The organism is Catenulispora subtropica, assembly GCF_039531675.1.
Classification (GTDB): domain Bacteria; phylum Actinomycetota; class Actinomycetes; order Streptomycetales; family Catenulisporaceae; genus Catenulispora; species Catenulispora subtropica.
In genome coordinates, this window is record NZ_BAAAQM010000029.1 from 1 (window position 1) to 24934 (window position 24934).

Sequence of the window (24934 nt, forward strand, 5' to 3'; positions counted from 1 at the left end):
AGGTCGTATCCAGCCTTTGACTTTCAACCCACAGACCAAGCGGCCACCATCACCAGGCCAGGCGCCACACCAGGCCACGCACCACACCAAGCCACCCACGACACAAGCCAGGCACCACACCAAGCCACCATCACCACACCAAGCCAGGCACGGTCGCCCACCGCCGCATCACGACGGTTGGACGACCGCGCCCCGCCCCGGTTGCAGTCTTTTGCGTTACGCCGGACTACATGTAGTCCGCGTCCACCACAGCCTGCGCGAACGCGGTGGGCGCCTCCTGCGGCGCGTCGTGGCCGACCCCGGTCATGACACGGTGCTCGTACTTGCCGGTGAAGAACCGGCGGTAGCCGGTGCCGTCGGTGGAAGCCAGGAACGGGTCGAGCTCCGGGTCCAGCGTGATCGTCGGCACCCCGATCGTCGGGCGGGCGGCGAGCTTCTGTTCCAGGGCGTCGTAACGGCGCTCGCCGTCGGCCAGGCCGAGGCGCCAGCGGTAGTTGTGGATGACGATGGCCGCGTAGTCGGGGTTCGTGAACGCCTGCGCGGTGCGGGCGAAGATCGCGTCGTCGAACTTCCACGTCGGCGACACGTCGTCCCAGACCAGGCGGCACAGGCCGTCGCGCAGGTTCGGGGTCTGCATCGCCGTCCGGCCGCGGTCCGTGGCGAAGTAGTACTGGTACCACCACACCTGCTCCGCCTTCGGCGGCAGCGGCGTCTTCTGGGCCTCGACGTTGGTGATGAGGTAGCCGGAGGTGGAGACCAGGGCCTTGACCCGCTCGGGCCACAGGGCGGCGACGATGTCCGCGGTCCGCGAGCCCCAGTCGAAGCCGGCGAGTACCGCCTGGCGGATCTTCAGAGCGTCCATCAGCGCGATGACGTCCACGGCGATCGCGGACTGCTGCGCGTTGCGGAACGTCGCGCCGGACAGGAACGTCGTGGTTCCGTGCCCGCGCAGGTAGGGGACGATGACGCGGTAGCCCGCGTCGGCCAGCAGCGGGGCGACGTCGACGAAGCTGTGGATGTCGTAGGGCCACCCGTGCAGGCAGATCACGACCGGACCGTGCCGGGGCCCGAGTTCGGCGTAACCGATGTTCAGCACGCCGGCCCGGACCTGCTTGATCTCCGGGAACTCCGTGTGCGTGCCGGGCACGACGCCCGGGATCGTGGGCTTCACACCCGGCCGGTGGGCGGTGACTCCGGTCGCCGCGGACGCCGAGGCCGATGCGCCCCCGATCGACACCGCGGTGGCGCCGACCCCCAACCCCACCGCCTTGTTGAAAGTACGCCTGTTGATCATATCAGAACCCTTTCACAAGATGTCTGCTGGCATCTCCACTGTCGTCGAGTCCCGACGGCCGCACATCAGTCACATGACGCCGAGACACCCGAGAGGTGGTCAGACCAAGGCGAGTTCCTCGGTCCGGCTCAACGCGTCGCGCAGCGCGGCGCGGGTCGTGATGTTCAACTTCGGGAAGATCCGGTACAGGTGCGAGCTCACCGTCCGCGGCGACAGGTGCATCCGCGTCCCGATCTCCTTGTTCGTCAGCCCGCTGGCCGCGAGATCCGCGATCCGCCGCTCCTGCCACGTCAGCGTCGCCACGTGCAGCATCGACGCGCGGGGCGCGGCGCCGGTGGCGCGCAGCTCGGCCTGCGCCCGCTCGCTCCATCCGGCGGCCCCTAGCCGCTCGAACGCCTCAGCCGCCGGCAGCAGGTACTGCCGCGCCGCGGCCCGGCCCTCGACGTGCCGCACCCGCGTCCCGTGCGCCAAGCGGATCCGCGCCACCTCGAACGGGAACCGCGCCGCGTCCGGATGCGCCTCGACCAGCGCGAACATCGCCGCGGCCTCCCGCTCGGTCTCCGCGGTCATCGCCAGCGCGCCGTACGTCACCAGCGCCAGCCGCGGTGAGATCCCCGGCAGCCCCGCGTCGCGCGCGGCCAGCGCGTGCTCGCGCGCCTCCTCCGCACGACCGGTGTGCAGGGCCGCCTCGACCAGGTCCAGCAGCATCCTCGGAGCCTGATGTGCGTACGCATGGAAGCTCCCCGGAGTCGTCACACCCGCCGCGAACAGATACGCGGCCTCGAAGTCACCGGCGCTCAAGGCCGCGCCCGCCCCGGCGGCGTCGGCGGTCTGCGTCAGCAGCCCCAGCCCGCGCGGCCGGGCCCAGGCCTCGACCTCGGCCTGCAAGTCCCGGGCCCGGACGACCTGCCCTCGCAACGCCGCCAGCTGCGCCAGGTATCCCCGGCTCTGGGCGACGAAAAGCTCCAGCCCGTGCTCCGCCGCCAGCGTCAGCACGCGCTCACCGGTGCGCTCGGCCTCGTCCCACTCTCCGACCGCCATCTGATCCAGCATGATCAGGTGCAGCATGGCCAGCCCGCTGGCCACCGCCCCGGTCTCCAACTCCCGGTCGACCACGCGCTGCAGATGCGGACGGAACTGGCTCAGAAGGTCGAGGTGGTAGGCCGTGACCCCCAGGCGCGTGAGCTCCCAGGGCTCCAGGTCCTGCATGGTCGCCGCGGCGTCCTCCACCGCCTCGGCCCGGCCCGCGCCGCGTCGGACGACATCACTCCACACGTCGCTGTAGAGCCGGGAGTTCTCGGAGACGAGATCGCTCAGCGAGTCGAAGAGTTCGTGGGCGCGTTCCCAAGAAGCCTCGTCCCCCGCATACGCGCTGAGTCCGGTCAGCAGGTTCACCAGGCGGGTGAGGAGTTCGTCGGGCTCGGTCACGCCGTCCCGCAGCTTCTCGATCGCCGCCGAGACCAGTCGATGCGTGGACCGGACATCGCCGTCCTGATACAGCGCCTGATACCCCGCGGCCAGCACCCCCGCCGGCGAATCCGTCGTGCCCGCCGCGAGGTCGGCCAGCACCAGCCGGTGCGCCTGTCCCAGCCGTCCGGCGTGGCTCGCGACGAACGCCGCGTCCGCGAGCCGTCGCGACCGGTCGGCGTGGTTCTCGCTCAGCTCCGCAGCCCGCGTCAGCCACGCGACCGCCGCCAGCGCTCCTCCGCGCCGCGTGGCCGACTCCGCCGCCGCCTCCAGGATGTCGGCGACGTCCTCGTCCGGGTCGACGGTCGCCGCCGCCAGGTGGGTCGCGCGCCGCTCCAGGTGCTCACGGTGCACCCGGGCCAGTTCCTGGTGCGCGGCACGGCGCTGGTTCGGGGTCGCCATCTGCACCACGGTGGAGCGCACGAGCGGGTGCCGGAACGTGAAGTCGTCGGTGCCGGGCTCGATCTCGAGGAGCCCCGCCGCCACCGCCTCGTCGGCGTCGCGCATGCGGTAGCGCGGGCTGGGGGCGACACCGTCCTCGGCTCCCACCCCGACTCCGTCGAGAGCGCCCTTCAGCAGTTCCGCGCGCACCGCGTCGCTGAGCCCTGTGATCCGCGCGCCGTACAGGTTCCGCAAGCGGCGTGGCAGCGGCACGCCGTTCAGCCCGAACTGGTCGTCGGCGCGCCCGGCGTGGTGCGCCGGAAGCTCCAGCAGCGCCAGCGGATTGCCCTGCGCCTGGTCCAGGACCGCGCGGCGCACGGACGTGGCCAGCCCGGGGTGGCTCCGGTCCAGCAGGACGGCCGCGTCCGCGTCGGGCAGCGGGACGATCGGCAGTTCGGGCAGCGCCGCGGTGTCGAACCGCGACGGGAGGTCGGAGCGGACGGCCAGCAGCAGCTTCACCGGGCTCCCGGCCAGGCGCCGGCCGACGAACCCGTACACGTCGGCGCTGGCGTCGTCCAGCCACTGCCCGTCGTCCAGGACCAGGAACAGCGGCCGCGTGGCGGCGGCGTGGGCCAGCAGGTTGAGCACCGCGATCCCCAGGGCCATCACCGAGGCCGGCCCGCCTTCCCCGCCGCCGAAGACGGCGTCGAGGACCGCCCGTGTCCCGGCGTCGAGCTGCGCGGCATCCCCGAGCAGCGGATACAGGAACTGGTGCAGCCCGGCATACGGCAGCCCGGCCTCGGCCTCGACTCCCGCCGCGCGGACGACCCGGTGCCCCTCGCGCTCGGCCAGGGCCGCCGCGTCCTGCAACAGCGCGCTCTTCCCGACTCCCGTCTCCCCGCGCAGAACCAGCGCCCGCCCCGCGGCGTCCGTCACGAACGCCGCGAGCTCCGCCCGCTCCTCCAGCCGCCCGACCAACGTCGTGATCATGATTCTTCCTTGTCCTTGACTACCTGTGTCGACTACCTGTGTCACCTGGGATTGCGGGGAAGTTCGAGGAGCGCCAGCGGGTTGCCGCGCGCTTCGGCGACGATCCGGTCCAGCACCGCGGGATCCACCCCGTCCGGATCAGGCAGCACCGCCGCCAGCAGCGCGCGGGCGTCCTCGTCGCCGAGCCCCTCGACGCGCAGCTCCGGCAGCCCGGCGAGCAGCCCCGCGTTGGCCGGCGCCAGCGCCGAGGCGGTGGTGTTCACCGCGAACACCAGGCCCACCGCCTCGGCGTCGAGCCGGCGGGCGACGAACGCGAGGATGGCCGCGGACATCCTGTCCACCCACTGCGCGTCGTCCACGACGCACACCAGCGGCTCGTCGGCGGCGGCCTCGGCGAACAGGTCCAGCACGGCCAGCCCGATCGTGAGGTGCCCCGGGGAGCCGCCGTGATCGCCGTCCAGGCCCAGGCCCAGGCTCAGGCCCAGGGCCGTGGCCAGGGCCTCCTGCTGCGCCGGGGACAGCAGGCCGAGACGATCCATCAGCGGAGCGCAAAGCTCGTGAAGGTTCGAGTACGCGATCTCGGACATGGTCTCCACCCCGGCGGTGCGGACGACGCGGCCCGCGTCCGGGTGCGCCGCCAGATAGGCGAGCAACGCGGTCTTCCCGGCCCCGGACTCGCCGCGCAGGACCAGCGCACGGCTCCGGCCCCCGCGCAGGGTGAGCAGCAGCCGGTCCAGGACTTCCTGTTCCCGGGCCCGGCCGTACAGCGTCACCGGGACCGGGCTGGGTGCCGCATCCGAAATCGGGGTGTTCATGGTGCTCTTCCGGCTTTCGTCGTCGTCGGTCCCACTCACCGAGCTCAGCTGCCGAGCCCGGCCGCGCGCGCCATGTGCTCCGCGTACCAGGACGGCCAGTCCTCGTCGCGCCGGCCGAGCTCCCGCTCGTGCTCGGCGTGGGCCGCCGCCGCGTTCCGCAGCGCCTGCTCCACCTCGGCGGCGGACCGGTACACCACGTGGCTGATCCGTCCGGGGCGGCGGGTGGTGACCTCCTGCAGGACGAACGTGTTGCCGTCCGGGTCGGCGAAGGACGCGAAGGAGCCGTAGGACTGCCGTGCGGGATGCGGACCGGCCACCCGGTCGACGGTGCCCGCGTGGTGGAACACGCCGCCCGCGTCGTGGAACACCTCGCTGACCTCGGCCCCGGCCGCCGCGAGCTCGGCGCGGGCGGCGACGACGTCGTCCACGACCAGGTGGACACCGCGTTCCGAGCCCGGCGCCGCGTCGGTGACGCCGCTCCCGATGATGATCGACGCCGTCGAGCCGGGCGGCGTCAGGTGCACGACCCGGAACCCGCCGGGGCCGGAGTAGTCGACGTCCTCGCGGAACCCGATGCGCGTGTAGAACTCCTTCGCCCGGTCCACGTCCGAGACCGGCACGACCACGATCTCGATCTTGAAGTCCACCATCGTCAGCTCCTTCGCCGCTGTGACCGTCGGCCGGTACTCACCGACCACCATCACCTTCGCCCCGGCTCCCGGTCCGTCGCCCCAGTGGCGAACCCTGGCCCGTACCCGGGCCCCGGGGCCCGGGCCCGTACCCCGGGGACACGGGTGGCGGCGACCAGGGTCCGACACCGGCTCGCAGGACCCTGGCCCGGCGGGAGGCTGAGGGCGGCGCAAAGGAACCCCAGACCGACCACGAGGAGTGATCACCATGGCGACCATCCACTTCACCGAGCAGACGACGGCCACCCCTGAGCAGTTCGTCGCGAGCCTCACCGACTTCGGCCCGGGCCGCCAGGAGCTGTTCAAGAACAGCTCGGACGACTACCTCAAGGTCCACTCGACCGGTGTCGGCCACGCCGACGTCACCGAAGGCTCCGGCGGTGTCTGGGAGCGTCTGGAATACGACTGGTCCGACCCGCACCGCGTGGTCATGAAGACGGTGGACTCCAACATCTGGGGCGGCGCGTCCGGCCACACCTACACCTTCACCCCGCTCCCCGGCGGCCGGACGCAGCTCGACGTCGTCGTGGTCCGCGAGGGCAAGAACTTCAAGGGCCGCGCCACCGGGCTCCTGCTGGGCAGCGTCGGCAAGGGCGTCCTGGAGAAGGCCCTGAAGCAGACGATCAAGGCCGTCGAGGAGCGCAACCGGCTGGTGAGCCGGTGATCAAGGCCCCGGAAGGCGCGGCCCGCTACACGGCCGCCGTCGAGATCACCGGCGAGGGCCGCAACGGCGGTGTCGTGCGCGCGATGGACGGCCGCCTCGAACACCGCCTGGCCGTCCCGAAGGAGCTGGGCGGCGTCGGCGGCGCCACCAACCCGGAGCAACTGTTCGCCGCGGGCTGGGGCGGGTGCTTCCTCACCGCGCTGCGCGCCGCAGCCGCGCAGCGCGGGATCCGGCCGACCGGCTCGGAGATCACGGTCGAGGTCACGCTGCACCACGGCGAGGACGGCGACCTCTCCCTCTCGGCCGTGCTGACCCCGCGCCTGAGCGGAGTGGACCAGCAGACCGCGGAGGAGCTGGCGGCGATCGCGCACCGGAACTGTCCCTATTCGAGGGCGACGCGCGGGAACATCTCAGTGGTCGTCAACGCCTGCGCGATGTGAAGCCGGGTTCCGAGCCGGGTTCTGACGATGTGCGCCGCGGCCCCCAACGCGGTCGTCGCGACGAGGATCGTCGCGGGGGCCGCGGTCAGGCCGCGGCGTGGTTCGCTCCTGACCGCTCCCGCGGCATGCGGACCGGTCAGCGTGATCGCATCGGTGCCGGACGCGGCCGTCGGCGATCCGTGCCATGCTGACAGTCCATGCGCGTAGACGATCCGTTCGACGGTTTGGACTCGGTGCGGTGGTCCGCCCTCACGCATGCCTACGGTCCCGCGACCGACACGCCGGAGCTGCTGCGACAGCTGGCCTCGGACGATCCGGGCCGGGCCCACAAGGCCGTGGCCGGGCTCTGGGGCAGCCTCTGCCATCAGGGTTCTGTCTATCTGGCGACGCCGTTCGCGGTGCCGTTCCTGGCGCGATTGGCCGCGGCCGGGGTCCGGACGACCGGGCTGCTGGCCTTGCTGGGCTCGATCGCCGAGAGCCGCGGCACGCGGGCGTCGGACCCCGCCGACGCGGCCCGGCGGGCGGTCGCCGACGCGTGCGGACCGCTGGTGCCGTTGCTGGCCGCGGACGATCCCGAGGTCCGGTCCACGACCGGGTGGATGCTGGCCCAGACCCGGCGCGGCGACCTGTTCGCGGCGGCGGTCGCCGAGCGCTGGGAGCACGAACCGGACACCGATGTCCGCTGCGGCCTGCTCCGTGCCCTCCATCAGCTCGATCCCGAACTCGTGGGCGGTTTCGCTTCGGTCGTCGGTGCCGAACAGCCGCCGGAACTCCGGATGGTGGCGGCCTACGTTCTGACCGCGACCGGGGCACCGTGGGACGCCGCCATGTTCGCGGCCGCGACGGCCTGGATGACACACGAACGGGAGGCACGGCGCGACCTGCCGTGGAACACCCGGTTCCAGGACCTCGTCGAGGTGGTGTTCCGGCAGCACGGCGTCGACACCGCGGTCTCGGTCGTGGCTCACGCCCTGGGCACGGACGGGCCTGTGCCCGAGAGCGTCCGGCTGCGGGGGATCGACGCGGCGCAAGATCTCGTCGGCCGGTCCCGTCACGCCTCCGTGCTGCTCGTTCCGCTGCTGGCACCGCTGGCCGGTCCGGACAAGGTCGGCGTGCGCGCTCTGGAAGTCCTCCGGCTCATCGGCCCGGCGGCGGCGGCAGCGGCGACGGACGCGGTGCTCGCCGTCGCCGACCGGCCCGGTGCCGACCAGGACGCGGACATCGCTCTGGCCACTCTCTTCGAGTGGCGCGTGCCGGCGGCTCTCGATCTCCTGGCCCGCGACCTCCCGGATCGACCGCGGGCGTTGGAGGCCGCCGCGAATCCGCTGCCCAACCGGCCGAACCGGACCCGGCTCCCGTTCCATGCCGGGCTCTTCGCCGCGGTCCGGAGCCGCTTGCGGGACCTGGCTGCGCCGTCCGCGTCCGGCGCGAGCCGACCGACGAGCCTCAGGGACAGAACGCACGCGCTCAACGAACCCGTCTATCTCTGTAATGTGCTCTCGGCGTGGGGACATGAGGCTGCTGATGCCGTGCCGGACGTCCTCGCGGTGCTGGACTTCTCGCCGTTCGCAGCGTCGCGAACACTCGCCACGTCGGGGGTGGCGACACCGGAAGTCGTCGAGGCGCTCCGGCATGCGGCACAGGATGGTGGCTTCTCGAAGCGGGAGGCCGTTTCGCTGACGCTGCGGGGGCTGACCGGCGACGAGGCTTCCCTCCTCGCAGCCGTCGAGACCGGTCTGGCCGGCACCGGACACGAACTGGCAGCCGCCGCCCACGCCGCCGCGCAGTTGACAGAACACAGCGAACGTCTGGTCCCGTTGCTGTCCGAGGCGCTGGCCAGGCCGGCGGGGCCGACGAGGACCACACCGGACACCGAGGCCAGGATCCACGTGGCGCACGCCTTGTGGTCTCTCGGCGCCGGGCCGGAAGCCGCCGTCGAGGTCTACGCCGACGCGTTCACCTGGGCCGACAGCGCCATCCCCAGCACGTGGACCGTCATCGCCGCGATCCGGGCCGCCGCGGAGCTGGGCACCGCCGGCGCCCCGCTCGTCCCGGCCCTGACCCGGCTGCTCGAGGTGCCCGAGTACTGCTCGTCGGCGGCCGACGCGCTCCGCGCCGTCCGGCCGGCGGAGTTCGACACCGAGGCCGGGCAACGGGACCTGGCCGCCAAGCTCGTCGCGGCTCTCGCCGCGAGCACCCAGTTCATGTATCAGCGTCCTGTCGTGGACGCGCTCGCCGCGCTGGAGCCCGCGGCGATCTCCGGCGACGTCCGGCTGGCCTTGGAGGACTTGGCGGCCCGCGACGAACGCCTGGTCCGGCACGGTACAGGCCTGTCACCGGCCGGCGACGACGAAGCCCTGCGCCGGCGGATCGAGGACCTGCTCACGCGCGATCGGCCGGAGCACCCTCCGGAAGCGTCTTGAACGACGTCGTCTCCATCACCGTGCGCTGCTTGGTGGTCGGGCTTGACCTTCACATCAGTGTCAACGTCGCATGCTCGATCACGGCACGAACAAGCGGAGACGACGGAGGGAATCGCTATGAACGACCTGACCGGCAAGGTGGCGCTGGTGACCGGCGGAAGCCGCGGGATCGGGGCGGCGGTCGCGATCCGGCTGGCCGAGGCGGGCGCGGCGGTGGCGCTGACGTATGTGCAGGCCGAGGAACAGGCGCGGGGCGTGGCGAAGCAGATCGAGGCGGCGCGTGGCCGGGCCGTGCTCGTCCAGGCCGACCTGACCCGGCCGGAGGCCGCGGCCTCCGCGGTCGAGCAGACGGTGCGGGAGCTGGGTGGGATCGACATCCTGGTCAACAACGCCGGGTTCCTGACCTATGGGCCACTGGCCGAGGTGACGGCCGAGGAACTGGATCGGGTGCTGGCGGTGGATGTGCGGTCGGTGTTCCTCGCGACCCAGGCGGCGGCGCGGCACATGGGCGAAGGCGGCCGGATCATCAGCATCGGCTCGTGCTTCAACGGCCGGGTGCCCGGCGAGAACTTCGTCCTGCAGGCGACGGCGAAGTCGGCGCTGGTCGGCCTGACGAAGGGGCTGGCCCGGGAGCTGGGACCGCGCGGGATCACGGCGACGATCGTCGACCCGGGGCCGATCGACACCGACATGAACCCGGCGGACGGGGACAGCGCGGAGTTCCAGCGCGGGCTGACCGCGCTGGGGCGGTACGGGGAGGCGGCGGACATCGCGGAAGCGGTGGCCTACCTGGCGGGGCCGGGTGGACGGTACATCACTGGGACGGCGATCGCGGTCGATGGCGGTTACACCGTCTGAGGACGGGTTCTGCGATGTGACGGCAGGGAGCCGGGGCGGCGAGTCGGCCGCCCCGACCTGTCGTGCACTCGGCGGGCACAGTCACTCCAGCTGCACCGTCTCCACCCACGCCGGCGGACGGAGATCGATGAGGCTGCCATCGTCGTCGTACCGGAACCAGGCCCGGCGTGCCGAACGGAAGATCCCGGCGATCACCCGGCAGCCCGGCTCGGCCTCGGGCCACGGTGTGTCGCCGTCGGTGAGGACCACCACGACATCGGGCCGCGGAGCCCTGGCGGCCGCACGCTTGATGCCGCGACGCAGGTCGGTCCCACCGCCGCCGACCAGGGTGATCTCCTCGGACCGGCAGACCGCCTCGGCGGTGTGGACGGCGGCGTCGCAGCTGTAGACGGCGACCTGGTGGCCGGCGACGCCGACGGCGCGGGCGATGGCCGCCAGCTCGGTCAGGGCGCTGCCGAGGTCCTCGTCGGAGACGGAGCTGGAGGTGTCGATCACCACCGCCACCTGGGGCACCGGCCGGTACAGGCTGGGCAGGACCACGCCGCCGCCCAGACTCTGCGTCCGGCGGCCAGGGCGGCGGTAGGTGTAGTCACCCGCGCCGCCGGCGGCACCGAGGCTGGTGCGGAACGCGGCACCGAGCAGCGTCCGCCAGTCCTGCGGTGACTTGCCGTGGTCCTCGGCCCAGCGGCGCCAGCCGGCGGGCGCGGTCCCGCGGCCGGCGGTGACGGCGTCGCGGACGCTGATCCGGATCGACTCCGCCTCGTACGGGCCGAGGGGGTGGGCGCCCTCCGCGTCCTCTTCCCAGGGGCCTGATCCGTTGTGGGCGCCGGAGCCGCAGTTGAGCTGCTGTTCCAGGAAGCTGTCGACGATGGTGGGTGTCAGGTCACGGAGATACTCCTCGAACAGGTCGCGTTCGGGGAGCCTGAGCTTGGCCGGGCTCAGCGCGCCGGGCGGGAGGCGGGGGCCGGTGCCGTCCTCGCCGGTTCCCGCGACCCCTTCGAGGAGGTCGTCGTTGATCTCCAGGTCCATGGCGAGGTTCAGGCGCACGCGGTCCCGGACGGGCTGGTCCGGATCGAGGGCGGCGGTGCCGGCGCGGCCGACGGCTTCGTGCCGGACGCTGGCCTCGCGGAGCCTTTCGGCGCGACCGTGGTGGTCGCGGACGAGATGGGAGACCTCGTGGAGCCAGACGGCGGCGAGCTCGCGGACCGGCGTCTCGGCGACGAAGCGCGGATTGACGTAGCAGCGCCAGTGCCGGTCGACGGCCATGGTGCGGACGGCCCGGCTCGGGACGACGGCCATCGCGTGGAGGGCGACGGCGAGGTAGGGGCAGGCGGTGACCGCGAGATGGCGGGCGGCGAGGAGTTTGGGGGTGTCGAGCGGGGTGATCGCGGAAGAGGAGGAGTCGGGAGGCCGGGTTCTGGCGGGTGCCGGGACGCTGACGACGGGGGCGTGGACGGGACGGGCGGTCAGGCGGCTCGGGCCGGCCATGACGGCCGGGGTGGGGGGCGTCGGCGTCTTCATGCGCCCCACACCAGCATCGCGTCCAGCGGCCCGAGCCCGTCCAGGTGCGCGGGCGGTTCCCACTCCGGCTGTCGCAGGGCCGCGAGCTGCATGGCCGGAGCCGCCAGCAGGTCCACCGGCACCGTTCTGATCAGGCGGGCGATCAGGTGCCAGGCGGCCTCCCACCGTTCGCGGGTCGCGTTCCGGGCCACCGCGTCGACGACCGCCGTGAGCGTCGCGTGGACCAGGTCGCCGCGTTCCGGGAGCTCGACGTCCGCGGGCGCGGCCAGGACCCGCTCGGGGTCCGGGAGGTCCCGGCGGTCCAGGAACGCCATCAGCTCCAGCCCCGCACCGTCGCCCACGGTGCCGCGGATCGCGATCGCGACGGCCTCCAGGTCGGCGTCCGCGGCGTAACCGAAGGCCAGCAGACGCAACGCCATCTCCCACGTGCGCGGCGACGGCCAGGCCCCGGCACGCGCGGCAGCGGTGGTCGGCATGCGATGGGTGTAGTCGGGCCGCACGGTGAGGAAGGCGCAGATCGCTGCCCGCGCCCGGGCCACCGACGCCTCCAGCCGTTCGGGATCGAGGCGCGGCAGCGGGATGCGCGGCCAGGTGCCGCCGAGGCCGCGGACGACGACGTCGGGATCGTGGACCCACGCCAGGTGGACGAACCGGTTCGCCAACGGCGGCGCCAGCTGCCAGCCGTCGGCGGCGCTCCCCGCGGGGTTCGCGGCGGCGACGATGCGCACGCCCTCGGGGAGCGCGAGGCTGCCGACGTGGCGTTCCAGCACGACCCGCAGCAAGGCGGCCTGCACCGCCGGCGGCGCGGAGGAGATCTCGTCGAGGAAGAGCAGGCCGTGTCCGGCTCGGTGCAGCCGCACCGCCCAGTCCGGCGGCGCCATCGCCACCCCGCGCGCCGCGGGGTCGGCACCGACGACGGGCAGGCCGGCGAAGTCGGAGGGATCGTGGACGCTGGCGATGACGGTCTCCAGCGGGAGCTCCAGGCCGCGGGCCAGCTGCACCAGAGTCGAGGACTTGCCGATGCCGGGCTGGCCCCACAGGAGCACCGGGAGGTTGGCGGCGGTGGCCAGGGCCAGGGCCTGGACGTCGGCATCGGTGCCGGGCTCGGTCCGCGAGACGCGGGTCAGGGCGATGAGGTGGTCGGCGGCGAGGAGTTGGCGGCGCTCGGCGGTCAGAGTGCCGGCGGAGAGGGCGTCGGTGGCGGTCTGAACATCAAAAGTCGTCAGTGTCATGATCACCTGTGGGTTCGGGCCGGTACCCCCTTCCGGGTCGGCCGGTGGACGGTTCGGTACAACGTCCGGTAGCTCACGGTGTCGCGCGGCCGCGTGGCACCGGCGAGGAGCATGCGGAGTTGGAGCGTGTTCTCGTGTAGAGCGGCGAGGGCTTCGCTGACAGTGCCGCCGGCAGGGAGGTCGAGGTCGTCCAGAGCGGCCTGGGCGCCGACATGGGTGTGCAGAAGGGTACGGACCTCGGCGGCCCGCCCATGGACGAGCAGGGATTCGGCGAGGTCGATGACGTGACGGCCCGAGCCCAAGTACATGGTCGCCTGGAGACACGGGTTCGTCGGGCCGCCGAGGCGGTGGAGGAACAACTCACGGTCGGGGTGGCCGCCGTGGTCGATCGGGCGCCAGGTTCCGTCGACGTGTGCCACCCGGTGGGTGCTCGCACCGCACCGGATCCACAAGGTGGGGACGTCGGCGACGCAGGGTCCTGCGATGAAGGGGACCTCGCGATACAGCCACTCGTCCGCTTCCGGCGCGGGCGGCATCGGTCCGGTGACGAGCGCCGACGCGACCAGCGGGTGCAGCTCATGGACGCCGAGCAGCCCGCACCGCACCAGATCCGCATCGGTCGAGCGAGCCCACGCGGCGGTCGGGATCGTCGGCAGGCCGTAGGCGTCGTGGTTCGCCACAGCCCGGGCGTCGATCGGTCCGGAGGCAGCGTTCAAGCCCGAAAGCACTATGGCACCGGGCCCGGAGCGAAGAGCGGCGGCGTCGACCCCGGGCAGAGCCGCGCGGACCCGGTCCGCCAGCCCTGTCAGCAGCACGGGAAGGGCCGCCAGCCACCGCAGCCGGCTCGGTACCCCTGCGTCGCAGGACAGCGTGAAGCCGCCGAGCCGCCAGGCCTCGGCGAAGTCGCCCACGTCCTGCAACCGTGTGATAGCCAGTGCTTCGGCCGTGACGTCCTGCCGGCCGGCGGACCCAGGCGGCTGCGAAGCACTCCAGAACATCGGATGACGCACCAGGCTGTGCCGCTCCGCCTGCTTCACCCGGACCCGGTCCAGCAGCGCACGGATCACCGGGTCGCAGTCGGCCGTCGGCCGTCGGCGCCCTCCGGTCTCCATCACCGCCAGCACGATGCGCTGCCCGGCGTCCAGCGCCAGCCGCGGCGTCATCGCCACGAGAGCCAGGGCTCGGTCACCGTCGTCGGCGAGCTCGGCCAATGGAACCAGGAGCTCGGCCAGCAACTCCCCCGCCCCGTGCCCGCGTCGCGGCAGATGCCACCGCAGCAGGTCCGGGGCGAGGCCGCGCAACGCCGTGAGAAGCCGGGCAGCGACCTCGGCGCCGTGGCGGCGCCGGACCGCATCAGGGTTCAGATAGACCTCGACGTCGGCCGCCGCACAGGCGCCGCGCCAGTCACCGACCGCACGCCGCTCGGCAGCGGCCGCGATCATCGTCGGGGGGACCCCGTAGCGCCGGGCGGCGACGGCCGCCGAGGCTCGGGTGTCGGAGAGAATCGCCGTCCGCACCGGCTCCGTTCCCGTCATCGGGTCACGGTGGTGTCGGCGGCCTCCGTTCTCATCATCAGCATACTTCGTCGGTGGTCATCGGGGACGATGGACAGGCTCGATGATGCACCCGCGACGGCGCGCCGCGCAACCGATCAGTTCGGCCGGACGGACGACGGCGTCAGGCAGATCGTGCGGAGTGCGTCGTGGCAGACTCGCCCGACGATCTCGTCGGAGACCCCGTGGGCCCTCATCCACATCACCATCGCGTCCCAGGTGACCGGGTCCAGCTCGCACGTCGGTTCGCCCGGCTTCGCCTGGCCCAGAGGCAGCAGGGCGGAGTCCTCACCAGGATGTTCGGCAGCGCTCATGACGCCATCGTCGGCGACGTTCCGGGGGACCGCGACCCGGCGGCGGCCGAACGGCGACCTCACGCGCCCGCGCAAGAGGCCGGCCGCCCCACTCCCGAGGGAGCGGAACGGCCGGCCCGGTCACCTCACGCCGCGACCCGTCAACGAGCCGCGGCGTTCGGTCGCGTCAGTTCAGTGCCCGAACCCGAACGACCGCAGGAACAGCGCGGTCGGCGAGCCCACACCCGTGGCCAGGTCGTAACCACGCGAGGCCGGCAGCCCCTCGTCGTTGCCGTACTGGATCAGGCGGTACTGGCCGGCGGCCGGGCTGCTCGCCGGGTACTGGAACACCACCGAGTGGATCGGCGAGGAGCCGATCTGGCGGGGGTTCTGGACCACGTCGTTGGTCAGCCAGGCGCGGGCGTAGATCGCCGGGTTGGCGAAGCCCACCGGGATGCCCCACTGGGCCTGCTGGGCGGCGGCGAGGACGCCGGCCCACGCCGGGGCCGACACCGAGGTGCCGCCGAAGCCGCCCTCGGAGTAGGTGCCCGAGGCCTGGTCCGTCTGGCCCACCAGGGTGCTGCTGAAGTACAGGTCACCGTTGAGCGAGATGTCCGGGATGGTGCGCTTGGGCGTGGTCTTCGTCCCGTCCATCAGCGTGCTGGCCATGCTGTGCGGCACGGTCCAGCTCTGGTACCAGGGCTGCGCGATGGTCTCGCTCACGCCGCCGCCGGCGCCGAAGGTCTGGCCGCCGGGGGCCCAGGAGGCCGCGCCCGGAGCGGTGCGCCCGCTGCGGTTGTCGGCCATCGGGGCCTCGAAGCTGTAGCCGCGCTTGTCCAGGCCGAGGGCGGTGCCGCCGACCGAGGTCACCCACGCCGAGCTCGTCGGCCAGTCGACCTGCGCGCGCGAGGCGGTCGGGTCGCAGTTCAGGCCGCTGGAGACCGAGAAGGCGTCGTTGTTCATGCAGTCGCCGCTGGAGAAGTCGAAGGCGATGCCCTCGACGGCGCCCTGCTTGAAGATCTGGTCGTACGCCTTCATCGACGCCGGGTCGATGTCGCCGGAGGTCGAGTACATGATCTCGCCCCAGCTGTTCGACACGATGTCGGCCAGGTGGTTGTCGACGATGTTCGCCTCGGCGGCGAGCAGGTCGCTGTCGAAGCAGGAGTTCGCCGCGACGGTGATCACCTTGGCGTCCGGCGCGAGGCCGTGGGCCATCTCGACGTCCAGCGACTCCTCACCGAAGTCGCCGCCGCCGCACAGGTCCTGGTGCGTCCACTGCGACGGGTCGTTCACCTCGGAGTACTGGCCCGGGGCGAACGGCTTGTCGCCGTGGGCGATCGAGTACTTGTTGGCGTCGGCCTCCATGGTCGGGGAGCCGTACCAGTTCACGATCGCGATCGTGGCGCCCTTGCCGGTGAGGCCGGTCTTGGTGACGCCGTAGGCGTCCCGCAGCTCCGACGGCACCAGCGAGCACTGCGCCAGCGTGGCCGGCGTGGTGTAGCCCGCCGGGACGGCCGGGGCCGAGGACGGCGCCTTCTTCTGGCCGTAGTAGTCCGAGCACGACGGGTCGTTGTTCTGCACCGGACCGCGCGCCGTGTTGTCGATCTTCTGGTGGTTGGTCACCGCGTGCTGGGTGCTCTGCGCGAGGCCCGCGACGCCCAGGACCGCGGCGGAGACGCTCGCCGGGATCTTCACGTCGCTGGTGTTGCTGCGCAGCGTGCCCTGCGGCGTGCTGAAGTTGTGCAGCTGCGTCCCGAACGCCTTCTGCGCCGCGGCCGCGGTGCCGGTGACGTCGACCCAGTGGATGTTGCTGCCGGTGACGGTCAGGCCCGCCCCCTTCAGCCACGCGCTCACGGCGTCGATCTGCGCCTGCGAGGCGCCGAACCGGTTGCGGACCTCGGTCGCGCTCAGGAAGTGCTTGTAGCTGGCGCTGTTGGGGTCGGACACGGCCCGCGCGTAGGCCTCGAGGCCCGCGGCGTCCTGGCCGGCCAGGTACACGCGCACGGTCACCTGCGTGCTCGCGCCGGTCGCGCCGAGGTCGGCGGAGGCCGTCGCGTAGCCCGGCGTGGTGCCGGCCAGCGTCGTGGTGGTACCGCTGTCGGCGTTCGACGGCGCGGCGAGCGCGACGCCTGCGGACACGAATGCGGCGACGGCCGTGAGGGTGGTGGCCGTCGCTATTCGCTTGCGGTGCCGGGGTACGGCTTTGGTCATAGTGTTCCCTTCCCGAAAAGAGGGACGAAGGTATCCGTTGCCCGAACTGGACGGATGTCGGGCAGGGATACGAGCCCGCGTCGGTCATTTCTATAGACGCTGCAAGGCGAAAACAAGGGTAGAAAGTACGAGAGTTTGGCCGCCCGTCGCCGAGTTGATCAGAATTTTACGAAGTGGATACCCCTTGTGATCGTCCTGACACCCACCGCTCACCATTCGGCCCTCCGAGCCCTTCGATGGTGAACGCCGGCCGAACTCACCGGTCCGCGACCACCGACGGCGGTACGCGTCAATGAGGGCTTTCCTATGCGAAAGCCGGGTCTGTCGGGTGACGCCGTCGGCCCTGCCGCGCCGAAGGAGAGTAGTGGGGTCAGCGTGCTGCGGTAACGCCCCAGAGGCGGCGAGTGGTCCGTACCAGTGGTGCAGCGCGCGACGGTATTTTTTCGGTTGCCGGTGATCGACGCGTGGACGAGGATCCCGCGCATGTCCGCAATACCGCTGCGTCCGTATCCGAAGATGGCGTCCAGGGGGAAGGGCGACACGCCCGGGGCGCACGAGTGGGTCGCGACGGAGAAGGTGCACGGCGCGCACTTCGCACTGGTCTGCGACGCGACAGGAGTGCGGCCGGCCAAGCGGCGGGAACTGCTCGACGAGGACGACCTCGACGGGTTCTTCGGGGTGAGCCGGATCTGGCCGACAGTGGCCGTGGCTGCGGCCCGGTGCGCGACGACGCTGAGGGAGTCAGCGGCCGAGGACGCCGTGGTGACCCTGTACGGGGAGCTGGCAGGCGGCGGCTATCCACATCCTGACGTCCCGGCCGTGGACGGCGCACAGCCTGTGCAGACCGGCGTCTGGTACGCGCCGGACCTGTTCTGGCTGCTGTTCGACGCGCAGCTGACGGTCGGCGACCGGCGCTGGTGGGCGGCCGAGCGGGACCTGCGGGAAGCAGCCGAGGAGGCCGGGCTGACGCTCGTGCCGGTGGTGGCGCGCGGTGGGCTGGCCCGCTTGCAGGACCTGCCGGCCGTGTTTCCCAGCCGGGTGCCGGCACTGTTCGGGCTGCCGTATATAGAGGACAACCTCGCCGAGGGCTACGTGCTGAAGCCCGCGCTGGAGTGGGAGGAGCACGGCGACGGTGACGGCACCCGGCCGATGCTCAAGGTGAAACAGAAGGCGTTCGCCGAGGACGAGCGGTACGCCGGGGCACGGCCGTTCCTGGCACCGCCGGAGGGCGCGGCCGGAGTACCGGCGTGGCTGGTGGTGCAGGCGGCCGCGCTGCTCACGCCGGCACGTGCCGCCGCGGCGGTGAGCAAGCTCGGGCCGGGCAGCGGGATCGAGGAAGTGGCCGCGGAGATCGTGCGGGACGCGGTCGACGAGGTGTCGGAGGATCTCGGGGGGCTGGATGCAGAGCCGGCGGCCGGGCTCGGCGAGGCGTTGCTGCCCGGGGCGCGGACGCTGGCGGCGTTCGATGCCGAGGACAGGCTCAGGGCACGACGGCCAGCCCCGTCTCATAAGCGATGATCACCAACTGCACCCGGTCCCGGGCGTCGAGCTTGGCCAGCAGCCGGGTGACATAGGTCTTGGCCGTGGTGCCCGTGATGGCGAGGCGGTCGGCGATCTCGGAGTTGGTCAGGCCGTGCCCGATCAGGGTCAGGACCTCACGCTCGCGGCCGGTGATGGCCGCCAGGCGGCGCGACGCGGCCGCGGGTGTGGGGCGGGCCGTGAAGCGCTCGATCATGCGGCGGGTGACACCGGGCGCCAGGAGGGCGTCGCCTGCGGCGATCACCCGGACGGCGGCGAGGATGTCGTCCAGGGCCATGTTCTTGACGAGGAAGCCGCTCGCTCCGGCTTGCAGTGCGGCGTAGACGTGTTCGTCGTCGTCGAAGGTCGTCAGGACGGCGACCTTCGGCGCTTCGGGCCCGTAGGTGACGATCCGCGTGGCCTCGATGCCGTCCATGCCCGGCATGCGGATGTCCATGAGGACGACGTCCGGACGCAGCTCACGGGCCAGGCGCACCGCCTCGCGGCCGTCGCCGGCGGTGCCCACGACGGTGAGGTCCGGGGTCTCCCCGATGACCATGCGCAGGCCGACGAGCATCAGGGGCTGGTCGTCGACCAGGAGGACCCTGATGCTCATGCCGGCAGCCGGGCGGCCACGCGGAAACCGCCCTCGGGGCGTGGGCCCGCGCTGAACTGGCCGCTGAGCATGGTGACGCGTTCGCGCATGCCGAGCAGGCCGAAGCCGCCTTGGGAAGAGGGCGCCGAGGCGTCGGCCGCCGGTGGCCGGCCCTCGTCGACGATCTCGATCGCCAGCGCGCCGGGTTCGAACCCGACCGCGACGTGGCAGGCGTTCGTGCCGGAGTGCCGGACCACGTTCGTCACCGCCTCCTGGATGATCCGGTACGCGGAGCGGTCGATCTCCGGCGGCAGCGTTCTGCGCTCACCGCTCCACGTCAGCTCGACGCGCACCCCGGCGCCGGAAGCCCGTGCGGCGAGGCGTTCGACGTCCAGCAGCCCCGGATCGGCGCGCGCCCCGTCCTGCCGCAGCGTGCGCAGCATGTGCTGAAGCCCCGTCAGCGTCTCGCGGCTGGTGGTCTCGATCCCGGCGAGGGCCTCGCGGGCCGCCTCGGGACGGGTGTCGAGGACCCGCGCGCCGGCACCGGCCAGGACGGCGATGATCCCGATGTCGTGGGCGACGCTGTCGTGCAGGTCGCGCGAAAGCCGCAGCCGCTCGGCGGCCGAGGCCGCGGCGGCCTGGCTCACCGCGTGCGCGCGGGCCTGCCGCCCCGACACCCCGGCCAGCCAGAACACCAGCCCTGACAGAGCCACCACCGCCGCCAGACTGAAGTAGTCGTTCGAAGGACCGGCCCGGAGCAGGACCCCGACCATGCCGGCGTCCGCCAGCATGCGGAGTGCCACGACGTAGCCGGCCCAGGTCGCCGCCGCCATAGCCAGGGCCACCGCCGAGGTCCGTCGAGGTCCCCGGTCGGCGAAGCACCACAAGGCGATGTCGGCGGGCACGTACTCGAGCAGCACGGTCAGCGGCGTGCGGAAGACCAGAGACGCGGCGACCGCCCCGGCGAGCAGGAAGCCGAGCGCGACCAGGGGCAGGCGGCGGAGAAGCACGCTGCCCGCCACCGTCGCCACCGTCGCGCCCACCAGGATCGGAAGCTCCGTCCCCGGCCCGATCGCGCGGAATCCCGGGCCGGAACCGGCTCCGAGCGGCACCCCGCCCTCGGGCCCGCGGAGCGCGGGGGGCCCGACCGGCGTGACCAGGTATGCGGACCGTGAAAGCCACAACGCGTACCCGGTGGCCGCGACCCAGGCCAGTATCATCCACGCACTCGGCGCGACCCGTCTCAGCTGCGCGAACCGCGGTAGCACCGCCATGCGCCGATGCTATCCGCGGCGGCGGCCTCCGGGCATCGGCCGTCGGGTGTACGACCGTGGCAGACACGCCGCGCCTGGATTGCCTTCCCCGCTCGGATGACGCGGGAACCACCCGGCGGCAAGGTCATAGCGTGATCGAAGCCCAGGAACTGACCAAGCGCTACGGCCGCACCACCGCCGTCGACCGCCTCACGTTCACGATCCGCCCCGGCCACGTCACCGGCTTCCTCGGCCCGAACGGCTCCGGCAAGTCCACGACCCTCCGCCTGGTCCTCGGCCTGAACGCGGCGGACAGCGGGCGGGTCACGGTCGACGGCCGCGCTCTCCGCGAGCACCGCCGGGGCCTGCGCCACGTCGGGGCGTCGCTCGATGCGAACGACGCCCACGGCGGACGCAGCGCACGAGACCACCTCGCCGCGCTGGCCTGCAGCAACGGCCTGTCCCGGCGGCGGGTCGGGGACGTCCTGGCGGAGGTCGGCCTGGAGAGCGCAGCACGGCGGCGCATCGGCGGCTTCTCCCTCGGGATGAAGCAACGGCTCGGCATCGCCGGCGCGCTGCTCGGCGATCCACCGGTCCTCATCTTCGACGAGCCCTTCAACGGACTGGACGCCGCGGGGATCGTCTGGATCCGAGGCCTGTTCCGCAGGCTGGCCGCGGAAGGCCGGACGGTGTTCGTCTCCAGCCACCTGCTGTCCGAGATGGCCCAGCTCGCCGACCGTCTCGTCGTCATCGGCCGCGGCGCGCTGATCGCCGACGAGACGGTCGAGGAGTTCGCGGCTCGGGGTGCCGCGCCCTCCGCCTCGCTGGAGGACGTGTTCATGGAACTGACCGCCGACCGCCTCGACCACCGCGCCGGAGACACGAAGTGACGAACCTCCTGCGCGCCGAGTGGATCAAGATCCGTTCTCTGCGTTCCTTCGTCGCCGGGCTGCTCCTCGGCGCCCTCGGCGTCCTCTCCTGCAACGTGAACGCCGTCATCGCCGACCGCTCGCCTCATCGGGGCGTCCGGCTGCTCGGCGGAGGAGGCGTGTTCACCAACGACGCCCACATCGTCGTCCTCTACCTGTTCGGCAGTATCGGCGCCATGGTCATGGTCAGCGAGTACGGCAGTGGCCTGATCCGCACCACCTTCACTGCGGTTCCGGCCCGGACGGAGGTCCTCGCCGCCAAGGCGATCGTGGTGGCCGCCGTGACGGCCTTCGCGGGCCTGGTGACGTACGTCGTCTCGCTCATCGTCACGCTCATCCTGGCCGGGCAGCACCGCTTCCCCTCCGTCCTCCTCCACGACGCGGACTTCCACCGCGCGATGGCCGCCTCGATCCTGCTCTTCCCGCTCAGCGCGCTGACCGGTCTGGGCGTCGGCGTCGTCGTCCGGCACACCGCGACCACGATCGTGGCCGTGAGCGTGCTCCTCGTGCTGCTGCCGACGTTCGTCACGTCGCAGAAGCGCGCCTGGGTCAACGACCTGCACAACGCGACGCCGTTCGCGGCGTGGCAGCGTCTGACCCTGGGCCGCCTGAACGGGTGGCGCCCCGGCGACGGCGGCTTCGCGAACCCGACCATCGGGGGGAGCTGGCTGGTCTACCTGCTCTGGCCGTCGATAGCGCTGCTGCTCGCGCTGCTCGCGATCCGCCGGCGCGACGTCTGACCGGACCCGGTCCTCAACCCTGCGTCGGAGGCGCCGCGTCCAGGGCGGCCCGGCGCAGCGCGTACGCGTCGGCGACCGGACCGAGGTGGCCGAGTTTGTCAGGGTTCACCAGGCCGCGGATCGTCGTGATCCGGCCGTCCGCGACCTCGAGCGTCAGGGTGCTGAGCACCTTGCCGTCGGCGTCGTGGAAGATGGCGCCGGGCTGGCCGTTGAGGTCATGGACCTCGAACGCCACGCCGAGATGGCCGAAGTAGCCGATGAGCCGGGCGATCACCTCGCCGACCCGGTGCGCGCCGGCCACGTGGCTGGAGAGCAGCGGCGCCTTGCCGCCGGCGTCGCCGACCAGGACGACGTCGGCGGCGAGCAGCTCGCGCAGCCCGTCCACGTCGCCCACGCGGAAGGCGTCGAAGAACCGGTTGGCCAGCTCCTCCCGCTCCTTGCGGTCGGCCTCGAACCTCGGGCGCCCGGAGTCCATGTGCTGCCGCGCGCGGTGGGCCAACTGCCGGCAGGCTCCTTCCGAACGGCCGACGGCCGAGGCGATGTCGGAGAACCCGAAGCCGAAGACCTCACGCAGGACGAACACCGCGCGTTCCAGAGGGCTGAGGCGCTCCAACAGCACCAGCGCCGCCATGGACACCGAGTCGGCGAGCTCCGCGGCGCGCTCCGGGTCCTCGTACGGGTCGGAGAGCAGCGGTTCCGGGATCCACGGTCCTACGTACTCCTCGCGCCGCACCCGGGCCGACCGCAGCACGTCGATCGAGATCCGGGTCACGATGGCGGACAGGAACGACTTGACCGACGCCGGCTCGGTGTCGGACACCTGCCAGCGGACCCAGGTCTCCTGGACCGCGTCCTCCGCCTCAGCGACGCTGCCCAGGATCCGATAGGCGATCGAGAACAGCAGCGGGCGCAGATCCTCGAACTCCTGCTCGCGGGTCATGGCGGTACCTCCTCGGACCAGGTTGCCACTCGGCTTCTTCATGGGACGAGACAGCTCCGCCGAATGTGACATGGATCCCGAACAGCCGGTCCGGCTAGAACTCGATGACGACCTTCCCGAAGCTGCCCTCGTCACGGTAGGAGCGGTAGGCGGACACCGCTTCGTCGAAACCGAAGGCCCGGTCGACCGCGGGGCGCAGCTTGGCGGTGTCGACCGCCCGGCACAGCGCTTCGAGCTCCGTGCGGTTCCCGACGAACTCACGGCGGATGGTGGCGAGGGAGCCACCGAGGTCCTCCTCGGTGATGGTGAGGGTCTCCGGTTTCTCGGAGACGACCCACAACAGGCAGATCTGCGCGTAGAGGGACGCGGCCCGGAGGGACTGGCCGAAAGTGGCCGGGCCCTGGGTCTCGACGACGTGGTCGACGCCCTGGCCGCCGGTGAGGCCGCGGACTTCCTGGGACCAGTCGGGGTTCGCGACGTAGTCGACCACCTCGTCGGCGCCGAGGGCACGCAGCCGGTCGGCCTTGGCCGGGCTGGACGTGGTCGCGATGACGCGGGCGCCCATCGCCTTGGCGAGCTGGACGGCGAACAGCGAGACGTCGCCGGTGCCGAGCGTCAGCACGGTCTGGCCCGCGGTGAGCGTGCCGGGCCGGGTCAGGGCGTTCCAGGCCGTGACGCCCGCGCAAGGCAGAGCCGCGGCTTCAGCCCAGGTCAGGTGCTCGGGGATGGCGACCGCGGCGGTCTCGTCGAACAGCACGTACTCGGCCAGCCAGCCGTCGGTGGTGCAGCCGAGCTGGTCCACGAGGTCCGGACGGAGCGGGCCGCTGACCCAGCGCGGCCAATAGGAGGCGGTGACGCGGTCGCCCGCGGCGAAGCGGGTGACGTCCGCGCCGACGGCCACGACCTCGCCGGCGCCGTCGCTGAGCGGCACGACGCCGGGGCGCGAGGGCAGCGGGTAACGGCCGGTGGTGATGAGCAGGTCCCGGCGGTTGATCGCCGCGGCGCGGGTCTTGACCAGGAGCTGGCGCGGCCCGGGAATCGGACGCTCCTCGGTGCCGAGCTCGATCGGGTCCCCGGAGCCCGGTGTGGCGAGGCGGTAAGTACGCATGGATCAAGGCTGTCCGGGAGCGTGCGGCATTCCAATTCCCCGCAGGGAATGGACCGGAGTCACCGGCGTGACGAAGACTTCGGGGGGTGAACACGATGATCTCCAGGACGCCGCCGGCCTTCGGGACCGAGCTGCGGCGGTGGCGGGCCCTGCGGCACGTGAGCCAGCTGGAGCTGGCGAACCAGGCCGGGACCACGCAGCGTCACCTCAGCTTCATGGAGCAGGGGCGCTCGCACCCGGGTCGGGCGATCGTGCTGCGGCTGGCCGAGTCGCTGCGGCTGACGTTGCGGGAGCGCAACGCGCTGCTCTTCTCGGCCGGCTACGCCCCGGCCTTCGAGGAGACGAGCTTCGACGCGCCGGCGCTGGCCCCGGTCCGGGAGGCGCTGGCGCAGGTGATCGAGGGACACCTGCCCTATCCGGCCCTGATGATCCGGCGGCCGGGGCGGCTGCTCGCGGCGAACCGGGCGATCGCGGTGTTCCTGGAGGGCTGCGACCCGGCGCTGCTCGAGCCGCCGGTCAACGTCCTCCGCATCATGCTGCACCCCGACGGCGTGGCACCGCGGGTCGCCAACCTGGGGCAGTGGGGACGGCACGTCGTGGACAATCTGCGCGCGCTGGCGGCCCAGAGCCCTGATCGCGAGACCGACGACCTGGTGGACGAGCTCGCGGGCTACGTGCCGGAGGTCCGCACCGACCAGGAGCACCTCGGCTTCGCCGTGCCGCTGCGGCTGACGGCGCCGGAGGGTGAGCTGCGGTTGCTGACCGCCTTGTCGTCGTTCGCCACGGCGCTGGACGTGACCGTGGCCGAGGTGATGCTGGAGTCGTTCCTGCCCGCCGACGCCGCGACCACGGCCATCCTCGCCGAGCGCGAGAAGCGGGCCGAGGAGCGAGGGGAGCCGCGGTTGCTCGCGTTGGGGCGCTAGTGCGCCGCGGGCCGGAACACCGGCCGGGAACGGTCACCATTCGGAGCACCGGGGGTGTGGTCGCTCCCGGCGCCGGCCAGGAAGCCAGAAGGCAAGG

21 protein-coding genes are annotated in these 24934 nt (G+C 72.4%); 8 read left to right on the top strand and 13 right to left on the bottom strand.

All coding sequences use genetic code 11. From position 1 onward, the window contains the following. Positions 1–226: 226 nt before the first annotated feature. The 4 genes from ABD466_RS24090 to ABD466_RS24105 form a co-directional block, all read right to left on the bottom strand. On the bottom strand, positions 227–1294 hold the full coding sequence (locus ABD466_RS24090; protein ID WP_344659423.1) for an alpha/beta fold hydrolase: 1068 nt from the start codon (positions 1292–1294) through the stop codon (positions 227–229). A gap of 99 nt (positions 1295–1393) precedes the next feature. Further along, entirely contained in the window at positions 1394–4132 is a 2739-nt protein-coding gene (locus tag ABD466_RS24095; protein WP_344659424.1) for a helix-turn-helix transcriptional regulator, read from the bottom strand. A gap of 41 nt (positions 4133–4173) precedes the next feature. Then, positions 4174–4947 (bottom strand): AAA family ATPase, encoded by a 774-nt coding sequence (locus ABD466_RS24100; RefSeq protein ID WP_344659425.1) that lies wholly within the window; start codon positions 4945–4947, stop codon positions 4174–4176. 44 nt (positions 4948–4991) lie between these two features. Further along, entirely contained in the window at positions 4992–5597 is a 606-nt protein-coding gene (locus ABD466_RS24105) for a VOC family protein (protein ID WP_344659426.1), read from the bottom strand. A gap of 247 nt (positions 5598–5844) precedes the next feature. Here ABD466_RS24105 and ABD466_RS24110 point away from each other — a divergent pair, with 247 nt between their 5' ends. The 4 genes from ABD466_RS24110 (at position 5845) to ABD466_RS24125 (ending at position 10021) form a co-directional block, all read left to right on the top strand. Beyond that, the gene (locus ABD466_RS24110) at positions 5845–6300 is read left to right on the top strand and encodes an SRPBCC family protein (RefSeq protein ID WP_344659427.1); all 456 of its coding nucleotides are present in this window, start codon (positions 5845–5847) and stop codon (positions 6298–6300) included. Beyond that, entirely contained in the window at positions 6297–6740 is a 444-nt protein-coding gene (locus tag ABD466_RS24115) for an Ohr family peroxiredoxin (protein WP_344659428.1), read from the top strand. The genes ABD466_RS24110 and ABD466_RS24115 overlap by 4 nt, the downstream gene beginning before the upstream one ends. A 197-nt stretch (positions 6741–6937) precedes the next feature. Then, entirely contained in the window at positions 6938–9163 is a 2226-nt protein-coding gene (locus ABD466_RS24120; protein ID WP_344659429.1) for a hypothetical protein, read from the top strand. A 117-nt stretch (positions 9164–9280) separates the two neighbouring features. Then, on the top strand, positions 9281–10021 hold the full coding sequence (locus ABD466_RS24125; RefSeq protein ID WP_344659430.1) for an SDR family NAD(P)-dependent oxidoreductase: 741 nt from the start codon (positions 9281–9283) through the stop codon (positions 10019–10021). 81 nt (positions 10022–10102) lie between these two features. Here ABD466_RS24125 and ABD466_RS24130 read toward each other — a convergent pair whose 3' ends face one another. The 5 genes from ABD466_RS24130 to ABD466_RS24150 form a co-directional block, all read right to left on the bottom strand. Continuing rightward, the gene (locus ABD466_RS24130; protein ID WP_344659431.1) at positions 10103–11542 is read right to left on the bottom strand and encodes a vWA domain-containing protein; all 1440 of its coding nucleotides are present in this window, start codon (positions 11540–11542) and stop codon (positions 10103–10105) included. Then, positions 11539–12774 carry a sigma 54-interacting transcriptional regulator gene (locus ABD466_RS24135; protein ID WP_344659432.1) on the bottom strand — a complete coding sequence of 412 codons (1236 nt, stop codon included), beginning with the start codon at positions 12772–12774 and terminating at the stop codon, positions 11539–11541. Before ABD466_RS24135 ends, ABD466_RS24130 begins: the two co-directional genes overlap by 4 nt. Before the next feature lie 2 nt (positions 12775–12776). Next, positions 12777–14309: a hypothetical protein gene (locus ABD466_RS24140; protein ID WP_344659433.1), complete on the bottom strand. Its 1533-nt coding sequence runs from the start codon at positions 14307–14309 to the stop codon at positions 12777–12779. Between the two features lie 116 nt (positions 14310–14425). After that, on the bottom strand, positions 14426–14641 hold the full coding sequence (locus ABD466_RS24145; RefSeq protein ID WP_344659434.1) for a hypothetical protein: 216 nt from the start codon (positions 14639–14641) through the stop codon (positions 14426–14428). Between the two features lie 171 nt (positions 14642–14812). Further along, positions 14813–16831: a S53 family peptidase gene (locus tag ABD466_RS24150; RefSeq protein WP_344659435.1), complete on the bottom strand. Its 2019-nt coding sequence runs from the start codon at positions 16829–16831 to the stop codon at positions 14813–14815. A gap of 483 nt (positions 16832–17314) precedes the next feature. On the opposite strand from ABD466_RS24150, the gene ABD466_RS24155 reads away from it, so the two are divergent. Continuing rightward, positions 17315–18349, top strand: a complete 1035-nt coding sequence (locus ABD466_RS24155) for an RNA ligase family protein (RefSeq protein ID WP_344659436.1) — start codon at positions 17315–17317, stop codon at positions 18347–18349. Here ABD466_RS24155 and ABD466_RS24160 read toward each other — a convergent pair. Next, entirely contained in the window at positions 18312–18965 is a 654-nt protein-coding gene (locus tag ABD466_RS24160) for a response regulator (protein WP_344659437.1), read from the bottom strand. The genes ABD466_RS24155 and ABD466_RS24160 overlap by 38 nt on opposite strands. Next, a complete protein-coding gene (locus tag ABD466_RS24165) occupies positions 18962–20218 on the bottom strand; it encodes a sensor histidine kinase (protein WP_344659438.1) in 1257 nt (418 codons plus the stop codon). The genes ABD466_RS24160 and ABD466_RS24165 overlap by 4 nt, the downstream gene beginning before the upstream one ends. A gap of 131 nt (positions 20219–20349) precedes the next feature. On the opposite strand from ABD466_RS24165, the gene ABD466_RS24170 reads away from it, so the two are divergent. Both ABD466_RS24170 and ABD466_RS24175 read left to right on the top strand, forming a co-directional pair. Continuing rightward, positions 20350–21087: an ABC transporter ATP-binding protein gene (locus tag ABD466_RS24170; RefSeq protein ID WP_344659439.1), complete on the top strand. Its 738-nt coding sequence runs from the start codon at positions 20350–20352 to the stop codon at positions 21085–21087. Next, positions 21084–21866 carry an ABC transporter permease gene (locus tag ABD466_RS24175; RefSeq protein WP_344659440.1) on the top strand — a complete coding sequence of 261 codons (783 nt, stop codon included), beginning with the start codon at positions 21084–21086 and terminating at the stop codon, positions 21864–21866. The genes ABD466_RS24170 and ABD466_RS24175 overlap by 4 nt, the downstream gene beginning before the upstream one ends. Before the next feature lie 13 nt (positions 21867–21879). Here ABD466_RS24175 and ABD466_RS24180 read toward each other — a convergent pair whose 3' ends face one another. Continuing rightward, complete coding sequence (locus ABD466_RS24180; RefSeq protein ID WP_344659441.1) at positions 21880–22806, bottom strand: RNA polymerase sigma-70 factor; 927 nt, start codon at positions 22804–22806, stop codon at positions 21880–21882. A 94-nt stretch (positions 22807–22900) separates the two neighbouring features. Further along, on the bottom strand, positions 22901–23914 hold the full coding sequence (locus ABD466_RS24185; RefSeq protein WP_344659442.1) for a zinc-dependent alcohol dehydrogenase family protein: 1014 nt from the start codon (positions 23912–23914) through the stop codon (positions 22901–22903). A gap of 95 nt (positions 23915–24009) precedes the next feature. On the opposite strand from ABD466_RS24185, the gene ABD466_RS24190 reads away from it, so the two are divergent. Then, positions 24010–24837, top strand: a complete 828-nt coding sequence (locus tag ABD466_RS24190) for a helix-turn-helix domain-containing protein (protein WP_344659521.1) — start codon at positions 24010–24012, stop codon at positions 24835–24837. Positions 24838–24934: the final 97 nt, after the last annotated feature.

What these genes read in the sequence shown, in the direction of transcription:
- ABD466_RS24125 (WP_344659430.1), top strand. Translation starts at nt 9,281, where the DNA reads ATGAACGACCTGACCGGCAAGGTGGCGCTGGTGACCGGCGGAAGCCGC.
- ABD466_RS24160 (WP_344659437.1), bottom strand. Translation starts at nt 18,965, where the DNA reads ATGAGCATCAGGGTCCTCCTGGTCGACGACCAGCCCCTGATGCTCGTC.
- ABD466_RS24180 (WP_344659441.1), bottom strand. Translation starts at nt 22,806, where the DNA reads ATGACCCGCGAGCAGGAGTTCGAGGATCTGCGCCCGCTGCTGTTCTCG.
- ABD466_RS24095 (WP_344659424.1), bottom strand. Translation starts at nt 4,132, where the DNA reads ATGATCACGACGTTGGTCGGGCGGCTGGAGGAGCGGGCGGAGCTCGCG.
- ABD466_RS24090 (WP_344659423.1), bottom strand. Translation starts at nt 1,294, where the DNA reads ATGATCAACAGGCGTACTTTCAACAAGGCGGTGGGGTTGGGGGTCGGC.
- ABD466_RS24110 (WP_344659427.1), top strand. Translation starts at nt 5,845, where the DNA reads ATGGCGACCATCCACTTCACCGAGCAGACGACGGCCACCCCTGAGCAG.
- ABD466_RS24120 (WP_344659429.1), top strand. Translation starts at nt 6,938, where the DNA reads ATGCGCGTAGACGATCCGTTCGACGGTTTGGACTCGGTGCGGTGGTCC.
- ABD466_RS24145 (WP_344659434.1), bottom strand. Translation starts at nt 14,641, where the DNA reads ATGAGCGCTGCCGAACATCCTGGTGAGGACTCCGCCCTGCTGCCTCTG.
- ABD466_RS24135 (WP_344659432.1), bottom strand. Translation starts at nt 12,774, where the DNA reads ATGACACTGACGACTTTTGATGTTCAGACCGCCACCGACGCCCTCTCC.
- ABD466_RS24190 (WP_344659521.1), top strand. Translation starts at nt 24,010, where the DNA reads ATGATCTCCAGGACGCCGCCGGCCTTCGGGACCGAGCTGCGGCGGTGG.
- ABD466_RS24100 (WP_344659425.1), bottom strand. Translation starts at nt 4,947, where the DNA reads ATGAACACCCCGATTTCGGATGCGGCACCCAGCCCGGTCCCGGTGACG.
- ABD466_RS24155 (WP_344659436.1), top strand. Translation starts at nt 17,315, where the DNA reads ATGTCCGCAATACCGCTGCGTCCGTATCCGAAGATGGCGTCCAGGGGG.
- ABD466_RS24150 (WP_344659435.1), bottom strand. Translation starts at nt 16,831, where the DNA reads ATGACCAAAGCCGTACCCCGGCACCGCAAGCGAATAGCGACGGCCACC.
- ABD466_RS24185 (WP_344659442.1), bottom strand. Translation starts at nt 23,914, where the DNA reads ATGCGTACTTACCGCCTCGCCACACCGGGCTCCGGGGACCCGATCGAG.
- ABD466_RS24105 (WP_344659426.1), bottom strand. Translation starts at nt 5,597, where the DNA reads ATGGTGGACTTCAAGATCGAGATCGTGGTCGTGCCGGTCTCGGACGTG.
- ABD466_RS24140 (WP_344659433.1), bottom strand. Translation starts at nt 14,309, where the DNA reads ATGACGGGAACGGAGCCGGTGCGGACGGCGATTCTCTCCGACACCCGA.
- ABD466_RS24165 (WP_344659438.1), bottom strand. Translation starts at nt 20,218, where the DNA reads ATGGCGGTGCTACCGCGGTTCGCGCAGCTGAGACGGGTCGCGCCGAGT.
- ABD466_RS24130 (WP_344659431.1), bottom strand. Translation starts at nt 11,542, where the DNA reads ATGAAGACGCCGACGCCCCCCACCCCGGCCGTCATGGCCGGCCCGAGC.